The sequence below is a fragment of the uncultured Desulfobulbus sp. genome (genome assembly GCF_963662935.2).
In the GTDB taxonomy this organism is placed as follows: domain Bacteria; phylum Desulfobacterota; class Desulfobulbia; order Desulfobulbales; family Desulfobulbaceae; genus Desulfobulbus.
Genome location: NZ_CAXXTL010000002.1, coordinates 2,963,774 through 2,985,830, shown reverse-complemented (window position 1 = coordinate 2,985,830; position 22,057 = coordinate 2,963,774). Strand labels below are relative to the sequence as shown.

Here is a 22,057-nt window from a genome sequence, read left to right as displayed (position 1 = left end):
ACGAAAAGCGGCAAAAACACCTCTGCCGCCGCAAAAAAAAGCAGGTCAGGACACCACCAGCACCGGCAACAAGAGCTTGCCCACCAGGACCCTCTTGCCGCTTGCGCATTCGCGCCGCTGCCATTATAGTTACAGCAATTTTTTCAAATCCACGCTTTCCGATGGTTCAGGAAGAGACTCAACCCGGCCGTTTTTTTAACCCGGTCTCCCGGCCGATACACACGAACACGATTCCCCCACACAAAGGATACGATCCTCCATGCTGAAAAAAACCATTCTTTGCGCTGCCCTGCTGCTGCCGTTGACCGTCCAAGCCCAGGAACCGAAAAAAACCACCGCGAGCGACCTCAACTGGTCGGTGCAGGCCTCCTGGCCTATTCCGGCTAAACCCCTGGATGTTGCGCAATCGCTGGACAATAAAAAGGTTTTCATCCTCGGCGCTGATGCCAAGGTCTATATTTTCACTCCGGACGGCAAACAACTCGGCGCCCTGCCGGTCGACCCCAACGTCAATGCCATCGACATCGCCGCCCGGGGCGAGATGCTCTACCTGGTGAACAGCAAAACCAACACCTACACCGCCATTGATGTCAGCTTCAACCAGAAGATCGACGTCACCGGCGCACCAGTACGCGGTAAGGTCGACGCGCCAGTGACCCTGGTGGTGTTTTCTGATTTCGAATGCCCCTGGTGCGGCAAGCTCGAGCCGGTGCTGGCCGAACTGCAGGCCCAGAACCAGGGCAAGCTGCGCATCATCTTCAAACACCTGCCGCTTCCCATGCACCAGCAGGCCGAACCGGCCGCCCTGGCCGCAATCGCCGCCCAACAGCAGGGCAAATTCTGGGAGATGCACGACGCCCTCTTCCAGACCACTGCCTGGACCCCCAACACCATCGACGAAACCGCCTTACGGCTGGGGCTGAATATGGAAAAATTCCGGGCCGATCTGGGCAGCCAGGAAACCCAGATGCAACTGGCGAAGGATAAAACCGACGCCCAAGCCGCCGATGTGACCTCCACCCCGTCTCTGTTCGTCAACGGTCGGCCGGTGAAGGACCGCAGTCTTCCCGCCCTGCAGAAGATGGTCACCGAGGCTGCGGGTGGAACCAAGTAAAGTGAAACCCTCCGCCGCCCTCAACGTCGAGACCACGCGGGATCTTGACTTTGCCGATAACGGGGTCGCCCAGCAGCTGTTCGGCGAACTGAACCGTAATCTGCATACCGTCGAACTGGCCACCGGCGTGTCGATCAATGCCCGGGGCAAGGGGCTGCGGATCAACGGCCGGGCCCATGCGGTGGAGCTAGCCGCTTCCACCCTGCAACAGATGTACGGCCTCCTGCTCAAGGGTTATCCGGTCTTCAGCCAGGACATCGCCTTTGGGGTCAAGATTCTCGAATCCTCGCCCCAGGCCAAGCTGGAAGAGATCTTCCTCGACAAGGTCTGCATTACCTCGCGCAAGCGGGTGATCTCACCCAAATCGGTCAACCAGAAGCTCTACATCGAGGCGATCCGGGAAAACGACATCGTCTTCGGTATCGGCCCGGCCGGCACCGGCAAGACCTACCTGGCCGTAGCCATGGCGGTCTCGGCCCTGGCCAAGGAACAGGTCGCCAAGATCATCCTCACCAGACCAGCGGTGGAAGCCGGCGAAAAACTCGGTTTTCTCCCCGGCGACATGGCCCAGAAGGTTGATCCCTATCTGCGGCCGCTCACCGACGCCATCAACGAGATGATGGGCCAGGAAAAAACTCTGGAACTGACCGAGCGCGGGGTGATCGAGGTGGCGCCGTTGGCCTTCATGCGCGGCCGCACCCTCAACAACGCCTTCATCATTCTCGACGAGGCGCAGAACACCACCCGCGAGCAGATGAAGATGTTTCTCACCCGCATCGGCTTTGACTCCCAGGCGGTGATCACGGGCGACGTCACCCAGATCGACCTGCCGGGGACGCAGAAATCGGGGCTCATCCAGGCCGAAAAAATCCTCACCGGCATCAAGGGCATCGCCTTCCGCCATTTTTCCAAGTCCGACGTGGTCCGTCATCCCCTGGTGCAGGAAATCATCCAGGCCTACGAACTGCAGGACGAGGCCCGGCGCGGCCAAACCGATCATAAGGATTGAGCATGCCGGTTCAATTCAGTTTCAGCCACGGTATTGCCCGCCACCCGCTCAACCGCAGGCTCCTGCAGCTGCGTTGCGACCTCCTGCTCCACCTGCTCAAGCTCGAGACAGCCGAAGTCAGCGTCGTCTTCATGGGCGACACGGAAATGGCAGCCTATAACGCGCAGTACCGCAAGAAACAGGGGCCGACCAATGTCCTCTCCTTCCCGGCCACCGGAGGCGACGACGGTTTTCCCCCGCCGGAAACGGAACTGGGCGACATCCTCGTCTCGGTCGATACCGCCCGGCGCGAGGCAGGCCAGCAGGGCCACAGCCTGCACCACCGGTTGACCGAACTGATCATCCACGGGATGCTTCATCTCACCGGCTACGACCATGAACGCTCGGAGGACGAAGCCCTGCGCATGTGGGATTTCGAGAAAGAACTGTTCCAACAAGTCCAGACAGCAAGGAGTGTTGCCATGCCCTATCTCGCCATCAATGTTGACCATATTGCCACCATCCGCCAAGCACGCGGCGGCGTTGAACCCGATCCGGTTCTGGCCGCCTCGCTCTGCGAGCTGGCCGGAGCCGACGGCATCGTCATTCATCTCCGCGAGGACCGGCGGCATATCCAGGATCGGGACGTGCGGCTGCTACGGCAAACGGTCAAGACCAAGCTTAACCTGGAAATGGCGGTCACCTCTGAAATCGTCGATATTGCCTTGGAGATTGTGCCGGACATGGTCACCCTGGTGCCGGAGAAGCGCAAGGAGCTAACCACCGAGGGCGGGCTGGATGTGCTGGCCAATGCCAAAAAGGTGGGCAAGGCCATTGAAAAGATGCGTAAGGCGGGAATCCCGGTGTCGCTCTTCGTCGATCCGGATGCGGCCCAAGTGCAGGCAGCGCTTGATGTCGGCGCCACCTTTGTCGAGCTGCACACCGGCAGCTACTGCGAGGCCCGGACCATGGAGGAGCAGGAGCAGCAGTTCCGGCTGATCGAGCAGACTGCAGAACTGGCGTATGAATCAGGGTTGCGGGTCAATGCCGGCCACGGGCTTGATTACCGCAACACCCACCCCATTGCCGCCCTGCCCTTCATCGAGGAACTGAGCATCGGCCACGCGGTCATCAGCCGGGCGGTCCTGGTCGGCCTGGATCAGGCGGTTCGGGAGATGCTGGCCATCGTCAGGTCGGTCTGAGGTCAAAACAGCGGGTGGGCCTCACATCTCCTTGCCAAGGCCGACGATATGATCGGTCGCGCCCAAGACGATGAGGATGTCGCCGGCCATGATGACGGAATCCGGCTTGGGATTGAAGAGCATGGTGCCGTCCTGGCGCTTGATCGCCACCACAATGACGTCGTATTTCTTGCGGATTTCGGATTCAATCAGGTTTTTGCCGTTGAGATGCGAGGTCGGACTGACCAGCAGCTCCTCCATCATCAGATCGAGTTCACCAGCCCGCATGGTCAAATCGATGAAGTCGGTGACCGTCGGCCTGACGATGAGATGGGCCATGCGGCGGGCGCCGATCGAATAGGGCGAGATCACCTTGGTGGCTCCCGCCCGCTTTAGCTTGGTCTGGACGCCGGGTCCACCGCTGGAGCGGGCCATGATGAACAGGTTGGGGCTCAGCCCCCTGGCGGTCAGGGTGATATAGAGATTGTCGGCGTCGGAAGCGACCACCGACACCAGCCCCTTGGCCCGTTCAATCCCGGCGGTTTGCAGAACCTCATCGGCGGAAGCATCCCCTTGCAGGCGCATGTACTGCAGTTCTTCCAGCGATTTGAGTTCATCTTCATCCTTTTCGATAACCAGAAAGGACCGGTGATGCTCCTTAAGTATCTTGCAGATTTCCTTGCCGATTCGGCCAAAGCCGCAGACGATGTAATGATCATGTAACCGACCGATCTCTTTATTCATCTTTCTCCTTTTGTACAAACCGCGCAACTCGCCCTCGATCATGGTTTCCGTGATCTTGGTGAAGGTATAAAAAACAAAGCTGACACTGAAGATCACCAGAAAAACAGTGAAGACCCGCCCCGCAGGATGAATAGGGACAAAATCCCCGTAGCCCACAGTGAACACGGTGATGATGGTCAGATACATCCCCATCCAGAACCCCATGTTCTCGAAGTACATGTATCCGAAGGTGCCGCAAAGGACCAACAGGACAAAAATCACTGCTATAATTATAATTTTCCGCATGCTCACCGTTCAATATCATGTAAGAGGCCCCAGTCGGCATAGCGCCACCATAGCACACCCGCGCCCCGGAATCCACTGTTAACCTGCCGTAACTTCAATGGCTTTATCCTAATTGCCGTTTGACAAAGCCTAGGGAGAAGTGTATACAAACCCATCCTGCCCGGATGGCGGAACTGGTAGACGCAAGGGACTTAAAATCCCTCGGCCTCTGGCTGTACGAGTTCGATTCTCGTTCCGGGTACCAACAAAAAAACAGGCACTTAGCTCGTTGCGAGTCAAGTGCCTTTTTCTATTCGCGACGACTTGGCGACAAGTCGATCGGTATGTGATTGTAATTTATATATTAATACGACTTAATTATTTTTCATTTCTAGCAGTTCAGGATTTTCATGGGTGTTGCCGATGACTCGGCCTCTGGCTACACAAATTCGATACCCGTTTCGCCCGGCACTTGCAGCAACAACTACTGGAGCGGTCTCAGCAAATGACCACTCCATCCTACATGCGCCACGAGGTTGGAAGCCTCAAAAGAGGCACAACCCCCTACTGGTCTTCATGAACCGCAGTCCGCAAATGTAGCCCGCCTCGCCTTCCATTAGAAAAACCACAGCCCACGAACCGTAGTAGCCGGCAGGATCTGACAACCCCTATAATTTGCTTTTGGGTTGCTTGTCTGACTTGCCCTGCTCCTTTTGTTTCTGTTTTTTATCGCTTTGCTTCTGACTTTTATCCTTATCCTTTTTTCCGCCCTTATCGCCCATGTTCTTGCTCCTTTTGAAAGAATGATTTCAGATTCCGTAAATATTTTACGTGTCCGCACCTTCTGTACAGGAATGCATCTCTTGCCGAAGAAATCGACCTGTCAGGCTCCATTCATATAAATTTTCTTTCCCCGAGTTGAACTCGCTTCAGGTTTCCGCTCTGTGACAAGACCATGAAGAGTTCACGGGTAACTTGGCAGCATGAGACAAAAAGCCAAATTTTCAAAGCCCATAATTTAATATAGCAAGGTGCTATTATAGTTAAAAGTCAAATTTTCGCTGAACCGGAGCAGTCGCAGCAACATGGGGTTTACATTTGACATTTGCCTGTGCTGGTTCGCCATTTATTCCTTGCTTGAAGGTATCACGAAGCCATACAAGAAAAACTGAAACAGCCATCGAATTTTTTGAAGTTGGCTTTATTCGCACATGCCCTTTTGTTGTATGGATAATAGATTTATATTGATCAGGTATCTCTGGAGCGTCTTTGCCGAAATAATAAAATACATTTGATATCAGCACTCTATTTACACTCGTATCTCTCTCGAAATGTTTGTCGCTATGAGATTGATTAGGGACCTGAATCAATCCTCCGTTTTCTTTATTTTTGTAAATATTATCACCACGCGCATTCTCCTTGTTCGGTTTTTTCACTTCGTATTCAGGGTATTTCCAATACAAATCATATGTCAATGCTCTATACACTTGCATGGCATAGACCAACCTGCCTCTTTTTGGTGCGAGTGATGTACCAATTATCCAATCACCAATATTCGCACTATATCGAATTTTCGGTTTACAACAAGCAAGAGTACAGATGCCACCAAAAGGGTTCGGACAAAATCCGCTGTCAGTTTCTACTATGTAGGAAAATAAATCGGGAAGCCTGTCTGCCATGTGAGATCACCCCATGAGTTGAGTTAGATCATTCAAATCGGTCTGAATGTTCTCTTAAAGAAAGAAGGAAAATCCGATCCTGATTACGAATTCAACTTCACCAAGCATTGAATGAAGCTTATAATAGTCAGTGTTCTTCTGCATTTTAACCATACGATAACAATAGGATCTTCACCATACAACAAAACACAAGTAACTAGTGAAAATGCTAATATTTTCATATTATAATCATTCTTTATGATGAATACAACTCTTTGAGACTTTACCAAATCAAATAAACGATTCATCTGTCCAATCCACTCGGTATGGCTACAAAATATTCAAGGGAATAAACACCATAACTGTTCACGCCATATACACCCAACCTACTGAAAGCATATTTAAAATACACTTCCCTTCATCTGTAAACAGAACTACAATAACAGTGTGTTGGTTTCAAATATGCCCAATAATAACGGGAAGAATAATCTTCCATAATTTTGGATCCGCATTCAAGACCGCCCGCCCCCATCTCAAACGACGCTCAAGAGGGACAGCAATGGGGGGCAGAAAAAATCAAGTACGGACAATGCAGGAAAAAGTTCGTCTGGATTGAAAACGAAACGATCAAAGCAACGGCGGGATCTCTATGGCGGCAACAACGAGAATATTTTTTAACAAATCGAGGGAGAGAAATCAGATAAGGATGTCGATTCGAGCATCCACCTTCCGATGATCGAAGCGACCCGATACTTGGACATCCAAAAAACTTGAGAAAACAAGTTGTATGCTGATCACCCCCCTTCGGCAATCAGTTCACTTAGCACCTATTTCCGAGCCAAGGCCTCGCGCACCTTGCCATCCAGATCCTTTTTGGTGAAAGGCTTCTGGATAAACACCACGCCCTCGTCGAGAACGCCCCGATGGGCGATCACATTGGCCGTGTACCCAGACATGAACAGGATACTCAAATCCGGATAGAGCGTGTGCAGCCGACCAGCCAGATCGCGGCCGTTCATTTCCGGCATGACCACATCGGTGAGCAATAAATCAATCGTGCCGGCATTCGCCTCGGCCAACTGCAGGGCATCGTTCGGCGAGCCAGCCGCCAGCACCCGATAGCCCAGGTTCTCCAGCATCTGTTGGCCCATCTCCAAAATGATCGGCTCATCTTCGACAATCAAAACCGTTTCACCGCGGCTTTGCGGCATGGCCAGTTCGCTCTCGATGTTTGTTTTGACGAGTGCACCCGCATGGCGAGGAAAATACAGTTTGAAGGTCGTTCCTTTACCCGGTTCGCTGTAGACATTAACAAAACCGTTGTTTTGTTTGACGATGCCGTGAACAGTGGCCAAACCCAGGCCGGTGCCCTCCCCCACTTCTTTGGTGGTGAAAAACGGTTCAAAAATGTTGCTAAGAATTGCCTTCTCCATGCCAAAGCCGTCATCGCTGACCGCCAAGAGGACAAACTCGCCGGGGACAACATCGACACGACCCGTGCAATAGGTTTCGTCAACGGTCACGTTGGCCGTTTCGATGGTGACCTTGCCCACATCAACGATGGCGTCCCGGGCATTGACGCATAGGTTGGCCAAAATCTGGTCGAGTTGGGACGGATCCATATAGACCGGCCACAAACCCGGTCCGGGTAGCCAAGCCAGATCAATGTCCTCGCCGATGAGGCGGCGCAACATTTTGAGCATGCTCTCCACGGTCTGGTTGAGATCAAGAACCTGGGGACTGATCGTCTGTTTGCGGGCAAAAGCCAGCAATTTGCGAACGATGTCGGCGGAGCGCCGCCCCGCTTCGAGGATGGCCTGCAGGTCGTGGTGCACCGGGTCGGATGGGGCTATCTTATCCAGAGCCAGTTGGGAATAGCCGATAATCACGCTGAGCATATTGTTAAAATCATGGGCCACCCCGCCGGCCAAGCGGCCCACCGACTCCATTTTCTGGGCCTGCCTGAGTTGCCCCTCGAGGTTGCGGCGCTCGGTGATGTCATGAATGATTGCATGGAGCAGTTTTTTCCCTTGGATGTCGATACCGCTGCTGTAGACCGCCACATCCCTAACTGACCCATCAGCCAGACGGTGGACGAACTCAAATCGAATTCGTTGATGGTCCCTGGCCTTCTCCATCGCCTCCTTGACCTGTTCGGGCGCAAGGGTGTTGATGTCCTGGATCTGCATCCGCCGCAACTCCTCCCCCGACCAGCCATAAAAATGCTCCGCCGCTTCGTTGGCATCGAGAATGTTGCCGGTCTCAGGGTCAATCAGGAGTTTGACCGCCGTATGTTTATGGAAGAGGTCACGAAATTTTGTTTCGCTGATTTTCAACTCCGCTTCCATGCGCTTGCTCTCGGAGATGTCTCTGATCATGTGCACCGCGCCGGCATACTCACCGCTTGCATCGAGGATTGGATCCACTGAGACCTCAAACCAGGAATCACCTTCCTGCAATTCCATAGTTTCGCGACGCAGGGTCTGGCGGGCCCGCTGGAGGGGGCATTCCTCAAGTGGGCCGGTTCCGCCATGAGTGATCTCCCAACAGTGCCGGCCGACCAGTTCACTGCAGGGGATGGGGAAGAGCCGTTCCGACGCCCGGTTTGAGCGCACCACCCGCTGATCTTTGTCGAGCACCCAGATGACATCTTTTACCGAATCAAAGGTCGTCCGCCACTGCTGGGCCACCGAGGCAAGTGCCCGCTCCGCCTGTTTCCGCTGAGTAATGACTTCCGAAAAAAAGACAACCCCGCCTATTTCTCCGGGCCGCTCGTACCAAGGATGCATTTCCCAACGAATCGAGGTTTCCAGGAGACCGTTTGCGCGCAGGAAGGAATCATCATCACAGCGCTCACTCAATCCCGCAAGACAGCGATGGTGCATTTTCTGCCATCGTTCCGCGAGTTCGGGTAACACCTCGGAATGAGACCTGCCGACAACGATAGCGTTCCCCAAATCATAATCGATCAAAAACCGGCGGCTGACGGAAATGAAGTGCATTTCTTTGTCGAACATCGCAATGGCGACAGGAGCATGCTCGATAAAAAGCTGGAGCATAGTGCGTTCGCTTTGAATCGCTTCCCGCAGCCGGTAGCTTTCGCTCACATCTCGGAAAGCCAGAACCACGCCGGTCAACACCCCTTTTTCATCCTTGATGGGCGCACCTGAATCGGAAATATGGTATTCCTTGCCGTCTCTGGCGATGAGTTTGGTGTGGTTCGCTAAACCGACAACAGCCCCGGTCTCCAGCACCTTTTTCACTGGATTTTCGGCTGGCTCACCGGTTTTTGCATTAATAATTTCAAAAATCTCCTCGAGCGGCTGTCCCTGTGCCTCGGCCTCCTTCCAGCCGGTGAGTTGTTCAGCGACGGAATTGAGCAACTCCACCCGTCCCTGGGCATCGGTGGCGACGACAGCATCACCGATGGCCTTCAACGTGACGCTATGGCGTTCCACGCTGGCGCGACGAGCCGTTTCGGCTTCGTACAGCGTTCTGAAATAGTCCTTTTTTTCCCGCTGCCGCAGGGCTATTCCAGCAGCACCAACCAGGATGGGCAATCCCGAAAGTAGCACCAAAAGCAGGGCGGAACGGAACCTCCAGTCGGCAAAGGCCTCCTTGACGTCAATCTTGGCCACAATGAACCAGGGTGAATCGGCGACGGGCAGGATGACCGCCGCCGACTCCTCCCCACGATAGTCCCTTCCTTGGACGAATCCCTGCCGGCCCAGCACCGCCATGACGGCGGGGACCTCCGTTCGGCTCAGGGGAAGGCGCAGGTTCAGGGCCGCTTCGGGTTGATGGCGCAGATCATTGAGAAAAAGAACAGAATCGCCGTCGCGCCGGACAAGCAGCGTCTCCGCTGAATGGCTCGGCGTCGGCCAGGATTGGATCAGAGGATAGAGAAATTGGGTGGCATCATCAATGAGGATAAGTCCACCGAGGGGCTTTGAATTGTGGCCCTGGTCGCTGAAAAGCGGCGTCACCACGGAGCTGTGGGGTGCTTGATGCGCCATTTCCTTGTGCAGGTCAACAAAGACGGGGTGACGCTCTTGCAACGCCGCGACCAAGGCCGGCACATACCGGTTGTGGTGGCCTCTCGGATCACCCGTCAGGCTCAACAGTTCCTTTCCGTCCGGTTCCACCAGCACAATGTCATCGAAGTCGTGTTGATCGGCCAAACTGCGGAATCGAAGCAGCAAATCCTGGCGGTGCTCTTCACTCGGATCGGCCAAGAAATGCAACACGCTTGCTCGAATAAAGGGGTCCTCTTGCAAGATTGACGCGTCGTGGAGTTGATCATTACGCCAGGCGGCAATCTGATCGGCTTTGAGGTGGGCGATGGCGGTTAGATTCCTTTCGATCTCGAGCCGCATGGCCTCTTTCTGCTCGAGGTAAAACCATACCCCGCCGGCAAGCATGGCGAGAAACACCAGGGCGAGCAAAGGTTTCGTCCAACCCGAAAGGGTATCCACCCTCGGTATCATGCCTTGTCTCCTTTTCCGCTTGCGATCAGGCCTTACAAGTATGTTTCGCAAGACCCTGTTGTCAAACCGTTGCGGGCTCCAATCAACCGATTATTCCCATTTATTTCAACTTACTGTAGATCTGTCCTCTATGTCATCGATTATTTCCATCGACCCTCTTTTCATTCAGGCAAGTGCAAAACTTAAAATCCATAGGTGGGCTTCATCCTTTTATCGACAAATTTTGTCCTGAAGAGGATTGCCAATGACGACGTTGCCAACTGCCTTCATCAGACTCTGCCGTTCCATCAAGTGCGCACTTCCCGCCAGGGAATGGCAACTTCCACGGCAGTGCCATCGCCGACCGCACTGGTCAAGGTGACCGTACCGCCCATCTGCAGCAGGGCTTCGCGGACAATGCTCAATCCCAGCCCCATGCCCCGCCGCTGGCCGACATTGCGGCCGCGGTGGAACGACTCGAAGGCCTGTTCCCGATCCTTTTCCTCCATGCCGATTCCCTGGTCGGCAATGGTCAGCCGCAGCCAGCCGTTATCCCGAAAAACATCCAGGGAAACCGAACCCACCGGGGGCGTATATTGAAAGGCGTTGGCCAGCAGGTTTTCCAAGATGCGCCGGAAAAGAAGCCCATCAAGAAGGAGCACGTCGCATTCGAGGTCAACATTCACTTTGAAACCGTGCCCTGCCGACCAGGCTGCGCGCGTCTCATTGGCGATGGCCAGAGACAATTCCAGGATGTCGCAGGGTTCGGGCGCACCACGCAGCGTGTCCGTGGCCATGGTCCTGTAGGTCAGCACTGTATCCGCCAGGATGCTAAGTTGCCGCGAGGCACTGCGGATGTATTTGTCCTGCTCTTTTCGTTGCTCCTTGCTGAGACGTTCACCATATCGGTCAAGTATATCAAGACTGCTCTGCAGCAGACTGAGCGGAGTGCGAAATTCGTGCGCCACCGTAGAAAGGAGTTTGCTTTTGGCTTCGTCGGCGGCCACGGCCTCGTCTTTGGCGCGCCGCACCTCCTCTTCGGCCCGCTTGCGCTCAGTGATGTCGCGGGAGTAGCCGGTCGTGCCGATGACGCTGCCCTGGTTATTCAAAATCGGCGTCTTGAAGGTCTCATACCATTTCATCACCCCTCTCTCCCAAACGGGTTCTTCAACCACCAGGGAGGTGCCCGATTGCATGACCGCCTTATCGTCGGCAATGTATTTGCTGGCCAGTTCGGCCGGCCAGACCTCGAGATCGGTTTTACCGACAACATCTTCACAATGATCGAGACTGCAGGCACGGGCAAACGGAGTATTGACAGCAAGAAAGCGGCCATCGCTGTCTTTGAGCCATAACAGGCCCGGCTGATTTTCAATGATGGCGGTGAGCGTTGCATCACGTAGACGCAGGGTGTCCTCCATCTGTTTGCGCTCGGTGATGTCAATCATCACCGTCAGCAGAGAGTCCTGGCCCTGGCTATTGATGACTTCCCCCGAAAACAGCCCGTCAAGGATCCGCCCATCCTTGGCGGCAACCTGTAACTCGATCCCGGAAAAACATCTCTGGGAATAAATGGCCGGTAGCAGGGCTTCGGCCTTTTCTACCTGAGGCCTAAAGAGACCCAGTTTGCGAGCTGTTTTACCAATCACTTCAACTTTGGCATAGCCGAGCTTGGCCAGAAATGCATCGTTGACGTCGATAAGTGCGCAATCCGAAATGGTGGAAAGAGCCATGGGGGCGGGATTGCGCCGAAACAGTCGTTCGAAGCGCTGCTGAGCCTCCTGCTCGGCGCTCAAATCCTTGATAAAGCCGACAATGCACTCCTGGCCGCCCCATTTCCCGGCCCAAGCGCGTGTTTCCACCGGCAAGACCACCCCTTGCCTCGTCATTACCGGTAAGGGGCAGGTATCCCGTTCACCGCGCAGCATGGCGGCAAAAATTCCCTCGGCTTCACGACGCAGGTCAGGCGGATGCAAATCCAGCAGGTGCATGGCGGCATGATCGTCCCGGCTGTATCCTAGTCGACGCTCAAAATGACCGTTGGTGAAAAGAACCCGGCCTTCTATACTCGCCACCACAATCATGTCACTGGTTGTTTCAACCAGATTGCGCAAATTATTTTCCCGCTCCCGAAGCACCTCCTCCAGAATCTTGCGTTGGGTGATATCGCGGTCAATGCCGAAAAAGCCGACAATAACACCCTGCGAGTTCCGGACCGGCCCCTTGGTGGACAGAAAGGTACACGTCACGCCGCCTGTGGTCAGATATTCCTCATACGTCCGCACCTCACCCGCTTCAAGAATACGACGATCACTTTCCAGAATCCGGCGAGCGTCGTCCGGTGAGTAAAGGGCGCGGTCATCCTTTCCCATAATCTCTTGAACAGACTTGCCCACGGACCTGGCCATCGCCGTGTTCGCCATCTGGTAACGGCCGGCCCAGTCCTTCACGTAGACAGCGTCCGACGTTCCCTCGGTAATGGAACGCAACAAAGCCCGGTTTTCCCGCAGCGACGCCTCCACCCGCCTGCGGTCAGTGACGTCGTGGACGATCGAATGAAGCAGGCTCCGCCCGCCGATCTCGATCGGACTGGAATACACTTCCACGTCGCGGATCTCACCGGAGGCCAGACGATGACGAAACTGAAAAGGAGAACCCTGCCGATTCGCGGCGCTGAGCATCTCTATCCGGACTTCCTCAGGCGATAATATATTGATGTCGCTGATATTAAGAGCCTTTAACCGCTCCAACGGGTAGCCGTAGTAGGCGGCGGCGGATGAGTTGGCGTCGATAACGGCACCATCGCTCGGATCGACGAGCAGCTTCACCGCTTGATTACGCTCAAACAGGGCATGAAAGAGTTCCGCCCGATCCTGTACGGCTTCTTCCACCTGCTTGCGCTCGGAGATATCCTCCATTGTCCAGATGGATCCCTTGGAGAGATCAGCGTGATCAAAGGCCTTGCTGACTAATTTAAGCAGAACCGGCGTGCCGTCCTTGCGCAGCAACCGCTGCTCGGTTTCATAGATCTCATTTCGGGCAAGAAGGGGATAGGCCGCCTGCCCTAATGCTTCATAGGCATCCTCGGACGGGTAGAATTTTCTGGTGGATTGAAAGAGCATCTCCTCTTTGGAGTAGCCCAACAGTTCTTCCATTTTTCGATTGATCCAGACCTGTTTCCGGTCGACGACCTTAGTGATGCCGACCGGGACCGTTTCAAGGAGAATATGCAACTCACGGGCGAGCTCGGCCAGTTGCTCCTCAGCCTGCTTTCTGGCGGTGATGTCGGTGTGAGAACCGGTCATGCGCCGGGGCTTGCCGTCTTCTGTCCAGTCAATCACCTTACCCCGGTCATGAACCCAGACCCAGCCGCCGTTGCGGTGCTTCATCCGGCATTCGATGTCATACCGGGGAAGGACGCGGGCAAACACCGCATCCAACTGTTCGTCGGATTTTCTGCGATCATCCGGATGCGCTAGGTCGAGCCAGGTTTGAATGGACACCGGGGCCAACTCGGCCAGGGTGTACCCGGCAATCTCAGCCCAGCGTTCGTTGAACACCACCTCTCCGGATTGGATGTCCCAATCCCAAACGCCCGCCTCGGTGGCTTCGATGACATTGGCGAGCCTTTCCTCGCTTGCCCGCAGCGCTTCAGCCGCCCGGAGGCGTTCGGATGCTTGTCCCACCTCTGCCTCGGCCAGAATGACGCGTGACTGAGCTCGATGCATCCCCCTGGCGACCAGGGCGACGAGTAGACCGCCACCAATAAAAAAAAACGCCTCCATCAAATCCGTCGAATTGCGAACGACAAGTCGGCCGACGGGATCGCTCCAGAAAAGAAACACAAGCAAAGTGGAAAGCAAGGTGGTCAATAAGCCCGGCCCAAAGCCACCCATGAAAGCGGCGAGCATAACCGCCGGAAAGAAAGTCACATAGGAAAGAGACGTCCCAAGATCATGCAGAAACAACATACGTACGGCTGCGGCGCTGGCAGTACTTGCCACGGCAATGCCCACGGCAACCCCCAACTGTGACCGTGCATCACCGGCAGCCTGCTGCAGGGAAAACCCTGCCAGCTGGAAGCCGTGCGGGGAACGGAGAGCGGCAACGAGCAGATACACACCGCCGAGATACTGTGTTATTCGCCCAGCCCAACCCAAGGCGCTGCCATTGACTTTCTGAAACAAGATGCCGGTGAGGCCTGCTGCGAACAAAAAAATAGCCAGACTGTACCAATGGACGAAGGGCAACGGAGCCTGACGATGCATCAGGCGCAAGAAGAGCGCGGCGAGCACGAACATGGTTATGGCTGATCCGAGCATCAACTGTCGGGTCAGCGTTCCACCTTGGCCGGGCTGAAAAAATGGAGGCATCCAGTTCAAAACAGCGGCCAAGGTAATAAAGGCGGCCAAAGCCAGGATACCGAGGTAGGCCGCCATTAACCAGGTGCGTGGCGTGTGCAGGATTTCATGCGGTTTGAATGATATTGCGACGCCCGTTAGGTGGCAAAAGGCGGATACCCAGGCGCAGGTATTATGGATGGTGACAAGGGTGTTGGCGTTGAACTGACCGAAGCCGAAGGGCCACATGCCGGCGATAACGCCGACAAAACCAGAGAGCCCCCAAATAAGCGAACCGCATCCCAGCAGAAGCAACCCTGGTCGGCATTCGGCTAGGAAGTTCCGGCCAATTTTCATGGCGATAAACAGTGAAACCAGGGTGGCAAAGACGAAATGGAGGCCCATCAGGAGAAAAGGGCTCTCATGGGAGATGCGCCCTTTCGTCAGCAAAAGGAAAAATATCGTGAGGGCTGCGGCGGCAACAGGCCAAGCAGCCAGCCGATCGAGTTGTTGCATGACGGGATGCGAAACCATCCGGCGGAGTGCGTCCTGTTGTCCGCGATTACGAGAGGGCATGGCGCCTTTTCCTTGGGTGGGGGGAGACAGCGGATGGTGACGAGGCGGGGATCACTATCCCTTCGACTGATCAGCCTGTTCGGCAAGAGCCGCCCAGAAGGCAAGCGAGGCGGCATTGGCGGCTCCCAGCTTGCTCATCAGCCGGGCCCGGTGAACCTCCACTGTTTTGGCGCTGATGAACAGCCCTTCGGCAATCTCCCTGGAGGTTCCACCCCGGGCGACCAGGAGCAGAATCTCCCGCTCCCGTGGAGTAATCTGGCGCAGGCGGGCTGCCTGTTCCGCCGTAGCGCCCCGTCCCTTTGGGGTGGGACGGAGGGTTGCAAACCGCTGCAGGCGGGTGTTGACGGCGGCGAGGAGGTCTTGAGCCGTGAAGGGTTTGGTAAGATAATCATCGGCGCCGGCAAGCATACCCTTGCGGACCTGGCCGGGCTCATTAAGCGCGGAGACAAAAAGAAAGGGGATCTTGTTGAGATGGGGAAGAGAATGAACCGCCTCGTGAAAGGCATAACCGTCCATCCCCGGCATGAGAATGTCGCAGAGAATCAAATCCGGCCGCTTTTTACGGATCAGGGTCAGACCGGCAACCCCGTCGGCGGCAACACGGACCTCAAATCCTTCCATCTTAAGAATCAAGGCCATGTTGCGACCCAACTGGGAATCGTCTTCGATAATCAGGATGGAATTTTTCCCTCTTGATCCTGTCATAGGCCCACATATCTCGGCTTTTCCAGGGTTCCGCACCTGGCCGGAGTCGCCCGCCGGCCGGAAACGGCAGAGCATCACCACAGTTGGGTCCTCAACATAACCAGACCCGGAGAATTCCTACCAATACTTTTTCTGCAGACGGGCGACGTGATCACCACTCCCAGAATTCATTGAGAATGCTCCGCTGCCGCCGGCATCAGTATCCGGACGGTGGTTCCCTTGCCGGATTCCGAGTCGACGAACATGCCCCCCTGGCAGCTGCGAATAATACCGCTGACCGTCGCCAGTCCCAGGCCCCGGCCGACAAACTTGGTTGAGAAAAAGGGATCGAACATCCTGGTCACAGTTTCCCTCCCCATGCCGCATCCGTTGTCGGTCACTTCCAGAAATACATAGTGTCCGGGCGAAGGAATGAAGGTGCCCATGGTGTGCCTCAAACTGTCCTCGTCGAAATACCCCGCACCTGTTGCAATCTTGACGCCGCCGCCGGCTTCGCCCAGGGCTTCTGCAGCGTTTGTCGTCAGGCTGACCAGAATCTGGTGGAGATCGTCCGGGTCAATTTTCACGATCGGCAGGCCGGATACGAGGGTTGTCTCCAGGGTAATCCCCAAAGAGGACGACGCTTCGATTAAGGACGCAATCCGCCGCACCTCAGCGGAGAAATCGAGCACGGTTTGACCGTTGTCGCCCTGACCGGCATACCTGAGCATGAAGTGGCTCAGCTTAACTGCCCGCTGTGCTGCCTGCGTGGCATGGGCAAGAAAACTACTGGCCTGCAAATCTCCGGAAATATCATCCTGTAGCAGCTCCAAATACCCCAACACCGCACCCAGAATATTGTTGAAATGATGGGCCGTTGCGCCCGCCATCCGCCCCAGGCTTTCCAATTTGTGCGCCTGTTGCAGCTCCTGGTTGATCTGACGCCGCTCCTTCTCAGCCTGCTTTAGGTCGGTGATATCCCGCACGAGGGCCAGCCTGTGTGCTGTGCCCTGTTCGGAGGCGACAAAGGAGGTTGATATGCTCACCGTTCGTTTTTCACCGTTGGCACGGGTCATCAGCCACTCCTCGGCGCGCAATTCTTCCCCTTGCCGCATCGCCTGCATCCGCTCCACAACCTTTTCCTGCACCTCGGAATCAGGGTACAAGGTCTGATACCAGCCGGACCGGTTGATAGCCTCCATGGTATGGCCGGTTATCTCGGCCATGCGGTCATTCCAGACAGTAAAACTGATAAAGGGGGGAGCGGTCAATTCATGAAAGACGCAGAGCCCATCGGCCATATTGTCGATGATAGCGTTGCGGAAGGCCAATTCCTGCTGGAGGGCAAGAGTAGCCTGCCGCAGATCGGTAATGTCCCTGGCGATGCCCTCGATGCAGGCAAAGCCGCCGCCGTCCTTGCTTTTCCCTATTCGGGCACTGCAGGAGAGCCAACGGCGTGCTCCACACTTAGTCCGCACGGCAAGCTCGAAGTGTTCAACAAAACCGTTTTTCACCATCAGTGAAAGGATGCGGTAGGAGTCCTCCGGGTTATCGTAATACGTGCCGACACTCGTCCCCACAAGCTCCTCCGGCTGAAAACCGGTCACCCTGGCAACGGACGGAGAAATCATGGTGATGATCCCATCGCGGTCGATTCGGCAGTAGACGTCAAGCATCGATTCAAACAAGTGGCGGTATTGCTCCTCGCTCTCGCGCACCGCCTGTTCCGCCCGCCGGCGATCGGTCTGATCGATCATGACCGTGAGAAAAGACTTCTGGCCATGGCTTTCCACCAATTCCCCGGAAAAGACACCGTCAAGAATCGTTCCGTCCTTGCGCCTGACCTGCAATTCGCAATCCGCAACCCGGCCTTGGGCGGCCAATTGCACCACCACCTCGTCCTGCTTGCCCGAATCGAAAAAAAGCCTCAACTCAGCACTACTTTTGCCCAGCACCTCTTCGCGGGCATAACCGGTCGTGCGCACAAAGGCGTCATTGACCTCGACGAAGCAGTTATCCGTGAAGTTTGACAGCGCCATCGGCGCCGGATTGCTGAAAAATAGCCGGTTGAACTTCTGCAGCGCCTCCTGCTCCTTGGTGAGATCCTTGGAAATGCCAAAAAGACAACCCTTGCCGTTCCATTGTCCCTTCCAGACCCTGGTTGCCACCGGCAGAAGCTTGCCCTGCTTGCTCTGCAGCGGCAGGGGACAGCTGTCGGTTTTCCCGGCGGTCATGGCGACAATGATGGTCTCCGCTTCCTGGCGCTTACCCGGTGGATGCAAATCAAGAAAAGACATTCCCCTCAGCTCCTCCAGGCTGAAGCCCAATTTTTTCACCACTGCGGCGTTGGCGTGGAAAATCCGTCCGTCAAGACCGCCGACGAACATCAAATCGTCCATGGTGTCGAAAAAGACACGGAAGTTGTGCTCACTCTCCCGGAGGGACTCTTCCCGGCGGAGAATAATTGTGGTTATGTCCCGGACCTTTCTGCGCAACTGCATATTCCACAGCCAGACAGCTAGCAGTGCGGCCATGAGAAGCGCAGCCGCAACAGCAACCGGCAGAAAATAGCGCTCAAGTTCCGATTCCTGATATCCGTAGGTCGTCCCCAACCACTTTTTGCCGATTTTATCAAGCACACCGGTTTTCCGTGCCTCTTCAATACCTTTATTCAAGATGCCGATGAGAACAGCCTTGTCCTGGCTGGAGGCCATGCAATTTTTGCCGATGTACAAAGGGGCGCCTGCTTTCTTGACCAAACCGGTCAGCCGGTTGCTGTAGAGGTGGTAGAGGACGATCTGTTCGTCACCGATGACGGCGTCGGCCTGGCCGTCAATCACCCGGTCAGTTGCCTCGCCGAAATCCTCGGTAGCCGACACAGAGAACTGTATGCCCTGCGACTCGAGAAACTCCTTGGCAAAGTCGCCCCGCTGCATGGCAATAGATTTGCCGTGCAGATTACCCACATCCTTGATGTCCGTCCGATCAGTCCGGATAAAAATGGATGCCGGCACATCAAAGAGGGGGCAGGTAAAGGCAAACTGCTCCTTTCGCTTGTCGCTCAGAAACAGACTGGTCAGCACATCCGCTCTGCCCGCCAGCACAGCCTCCTGCGCCTTCTGAAAACTCATATCCTCGAACAGGGGCTGAAAACCGGTCTCGACGCCCAGCCAGCGGACCACGTCGAGCATCATGCCCTCGCGTTGCCGATCGGTTTCGGTGAACTCAAAAGGCGGATAATGAGTCTGGCTGACAAAAACCACCGGCCCTTTGGCCTGAAGATAGGCTTTCTCCTCGCTGGTGAGCTCGACGGTGTACCCGGTTGCTGCTAATAAATGAACCACAAGGAAGCACAACAGGGAAAAGGCCCTTCCTGCTCTCCGGCAACCCGACTTCATAGTGCACTCTCCCGCGAGCATATGACCTTGCCGGCCCAGGCATGGAGCGCGCACACCGTCCGATACACGGCACACCCTTCGACGAACACGGTGTCGAAACAACGGTTGTTCTCGTTTGCAAATGGATTCAACATGACATCTCTTTCGTAATTTACAGAGCATAACCCAACATACAAACAGCACAGCCTGGATGACGCCGAGGCTTCATCCAGGCTCTCCCTGCTCTGCCACCAGACTCAAACTTTGAACTTCTTCACCAAGATTTCCAATTGACCGGAGAGATCAGAGAGGTTTTGAGCACTGGCCTGCACCTGGGCCGAGCCTTCCCCGACCTGTCGGGCCTGGGTGCTGATCCCGCTGACGTCGCGGGTGATGTCGGCGGCCACCACCGTGCTCTGAGCCACATTCTCGTTGACCTCGGCAATCCCCTGGGAGGCCTGGGCAATATTGCCGGAAATTTCTCCCGTGGCCGCAGACTGCTCCTCCACCGCCGTGGCGATGACGTTGATGACGTTACTGATCTCGACGATTACGTCAGAAATCTTCTCAATGTCCGCAACCGTAGTCGTGGTTGTGGTCTGCATCTCATTGATCTGATTCTTGATATCCACCGTGGCAGCGGCAGTCTGCTTCGCCAACTCCTTAATTTCGTTGGCGACCACCGCAAACCCCTTGCCCGCCTCGCCCGCCCGCGCCGCCTCAATGGTGGCATTGAGGGCTAGCAGGTTGGTCTGCTCGGAAATCTCGGTGATGGCCTCGGTCACCCGGCCAATATTGGTGGCTGATTGGCCCAGGTTAGCCATCTTCGTCGAAGCTGATTGGGATTGTTTGACCGCCGTATCGGCAATCCCCCTCGCCTTCGCAGCATTCTCGGCAATCTCGCCCACGGTGGCTGTCATTTCCTCGGTGGAGGAGGCAATCATGTTGACGTTGCTGGTTGACTGCTCCATGGCGGCAGCCACCGACTGAAAGTTTGCGCTCATCTCCTCGGATGCAGCAGCTACTGAATCGGATGTGTCCGCCGCTTCCTTGGCAGAGGTGGTCAAAGACCGCGAGACCGTCGCCAGATCTGTGGAGGTGGCGGCCAGGGTTTCCACATTTCCCGCAATGCTGGTGATAATCTCCTGCAATTTGCCCACGAAATTATTGAAATAATAGGCAAGACGCCCGACCTCATCCTTGCTTTTTACTTCCAGTCGTTTGGTCAGGTCACCTTCGCCCTCGGAAATATCCTTGAGCATATCCGCCGCGCGACGAATGGGGCTGACTATGCTCCGTGCCAGGAGAATCCAGAGTATCGCTATTGAAACCAGGGCGGCCGCAGACACACCCAGCATAAGATTTCGACTCACCCTATTGGAGTTATGAATGATAGTAACACCCCGCTTGATCTCTTCTTCCCATGTCCCCGCACCAATGATCCACTGCCAGGGCCCAAAATACGCTATATTCACTGTCTTCTGGCGAGGCTGAGGATCACCAGGACTCAGCAAAGAATATTGAAATTTGGAAAACTCGCCGGGTTTAAGTGCCTGCCCACGCTTGACTATTTCCTGAATGAATAAATCCCCTTTAGCATCCTTTGTTTCCCAAACATTCTCACCGTCACGCTCCCCCTTCTGGAAGATGATGTATTGCCCCTTAGGATCGAGCACAAAGACATAGCCGGTTTCACCCACCTTGATATCCATAATTTGCCGGCGCAGACTCTTGGCGCTCTCTTCGGCCACGCCGACATACAGCATTCCGACGACTTTTTTCTCCCGGTCATAAATGGGTTCGTAGGCAGTGACGTACCATTTATTGACCACGAAGGCCCGGCCCACGAAGCGTTCACCGGCAAGCACCTTCTGGAGAATCGGGCTGGATTTACCATCGGGGTTTGTAACCGGAATATAGGTGCCGATGGCCCGTTTATTTTCGAGGGTGGCGACATTGGTACTGACCCGCAGCATGTCCCCTTGCTCGTTCATCCGTTGAAACAGGTCTCACCGAACATCATTTTGGGTAAACTCGTGGTGGAGCTTGCTTTGCTGAATTGATTGACTGCCCGCCATTCTACCGATTCCTTGGAAAACCCGACCATGCCGATCTGTTGCAAGACATCCCTTGCCACATTCAAATCAGAGACAACCTTCTCTTCCAGGAGTTCTTGCTGGCTGGCGAGGGTGGCGACAACACCGGCGAGTAGGCCTTCCTGCTCCCGACTGGCAAGTTTCTGAACCTCATCCGCAGCTATTTGTTGCGCCTGATCACTCTGCCACAACGCCAACCCAGCAAGGATCACAGCCAGCAATGCAGTTGTGGTCACACCCGAAAACACCATTTTCTTGCCGACGGACAAATCATTCAAAAGACTCATATTCATTTCTCTCTTTGAGATTATGGAGGGTATGCGTTGCTGATGCCAAGATGCGAGGATGGACTATCGAAAAACGACTCACAAAAGCCTCCTGCAAAAATTACCTTCTATCGTTGTTTGGAAGACTATACCCTGAAACCGGGTAGAGGGTTTCATTACGATGACCTGGCCGATGGTGGGGAGGGAGGGTAATCATTCTCCCTAAAAAATTTCCATGCACAAACCATTTTATGGGAAAATCAGTGCGCCTGTCTATAAGGGAAAACCCTTATTTTTACAGGA

General features: G+C 55.1%; 10 protein-coding genes, 1 tRNA gene and 1 pseudogene. 4 read left to right on the top strand and 8 right to left on the bottom strand.

Going from position 1 to position 22,057, the window contains the following annotated elements; translation table 11 throughout:
* Positions 1 to 259: 259 nt before the first annotated feature.
* Genes ACHZCX_RS17475 through ACHZCX_RS17465 form a run of 3 tightly spaced genes read left to right on the top strand, consistent with a single transcriptional unit; the run spans position 260 to position 3,304 of the window.
* Positions 260 to 1,114 (top strand): thioredoxin domain-containing protein, encoded by an 855-nt coding sequence (locus tag ACHZCX_RS17475; protein WP_319588479.1) that lies wholly within the window; start codon positions 260 to 262, stop codon positions 1,112 to 1,114.
* Positions 1,101 to 2,123 (top strand): PhoH family protein, encoded by a 1,023-nt coding sequence (locus ACHZCX_RS17470; RefSeq protein ID WP_319588478.1) that lies wholly within the window; start codon positions 1,101 to 1,103, stop codon positions 2,121 to 2,123. Before ACHZCX_RS17475 ends, ACHZCX_RS17470 begins: the two co-directional genes overlap by 14 nt.
* Before the next feature lie 2 nt (positions 2,124 to 2,125).
* Entirely contained in the window at positions 2,126 to 3,304 is a 1,179-nt protein-coding gene (locus tag ACHZCX_RS17465; protein WP_319588477.1) for a pyridoxine 5'-phosphate synthase, read from the top strand.
* 21 nt (positions 3,305 to 3,325) lie between these two features.
* Here ACHZCX_RS17465 and ACHZCX_RS17460 read toward each other — a convergent pair whose 3' ends face one another.
* Complete coding sequence (locus ACHZCX_RS17460) at positions 3,326 to 4,312, bottom strand: potassium channel protein (RefSeq protein WP_319588476.1); 987 nt, start codon at positions 4,310 to 4,312, stop codon at positions 3,326 to 3,328.
* 158 nt (positions 4,313 to 4,470) lie between these two features.
* On the opposite strand from ACHZCX_RS17460, the gene ACHZCX_RS17455 reads away from it, so the two are divergent.
* Positions 4,471 to 4,556 (top strand) — tRNA-Leu (locus ACHZCX_RS17455).
* Between the two features lie 109 nt (positions 4,557 to 4,665).
* On the opposite strand, the gene ACHZCX_RS17450 is transcribed toward ACHZCX_RS17455, so the two are convergent.
* The 7 genes and pseudogenes from ACHZCX_RS17450 to ACHZCX_RS17420 form a co-directional block, all read right to left on the bottom strand.
* Positions 4,666 to 4,809, bottom strand: a complete 144-nt coding sequence (locus ACHZCX_RS17450) for a YopX family protein (protein ID WP_394708804.1) — start codon at positions 4,807 to 4,809, stop codon at positions 4,666 to 4,668.
* Between the two features lie 525 nt (positions 4,810 to 5,334).
* The gene (locus ACHZCX_RS17445) at positions 5,335 to 5,970 is read right to left on the bottom strand and encodes a hypothetical protein (protein ID WP_319588475.1); all 636 of its coding nucleotides are present in this window, start codon (positions 5,968 to 5,970) and stop codon (positions 5,335 to 5,337) included.
* A gap of 806 nt (positions 5,971 to 6,776) precedes the next feature.
* The gene (locus ACHZCX_RS17440; RefSeq protein WP_319588474.1) at positions 6,777 to 10,436 is read right to left on the bottom strand and encodes a PAS domain S-box protein; all 3,660 of its coding nucleotides are present in this window, start codon (positions 10,434 to 10,436) and stop codon (positions 6,777 to 6,779) included.
* A gap of 287 nt (positions 10,437 to 10,723) precedes the next feature.
* Positions 10,724 to 15,331 carry a PAS domain S-box protein gene (locus ACHZCX_RS17435; RefSeq protein WP_319588473.1) on the bottom strand — a complete coding sequence of 1,536 codons (4,608 nt, stop codon included), beginning with the start codon at positions 15,329 to 15,331 and terminating at the stop codon, positions 10,724 to 10,726.
* A 54-nt stretch (positions 15,332 to 15,385) separates the two neighbouring features.
* On the bottom strand, positions 15,386 to 16,036 hold the full coding sequence (locus tag ACHZCX_RS17430) for a response regulator transcription factor (RefSeq protein WP_319588472.1): 651 nt from the start codon (positions 16,034 to 16,036) through the stop codon (positions 15,386 to 15,388).
* 167 nt (positions 16,037 to 16,203) lie between these two features.
* The gene (locus tag ACHZCX_RS17425; protein WP_319588471.1) at positions 16,204 to 19,413 is read right to left on the bottom strand and encodes a PAS domain S-box protein; all 3,210 of its coding nucleotides are present in this window, start codon (positions 19,411 to 19,413) and stop codon (positions 16,204 to 16,206) included.
* Positions 19,414 to 19,649: 236 nt separating this feature from the next.
* A pseudogene (locus tag ACHZCX_RS17420) lies at positions 19,650 to 21,739 on the bottom strand (methyl-accepting chemotaxis protein).
* Positions 21,740 to 22,057 lie beyond the last annotated feature (318 nt).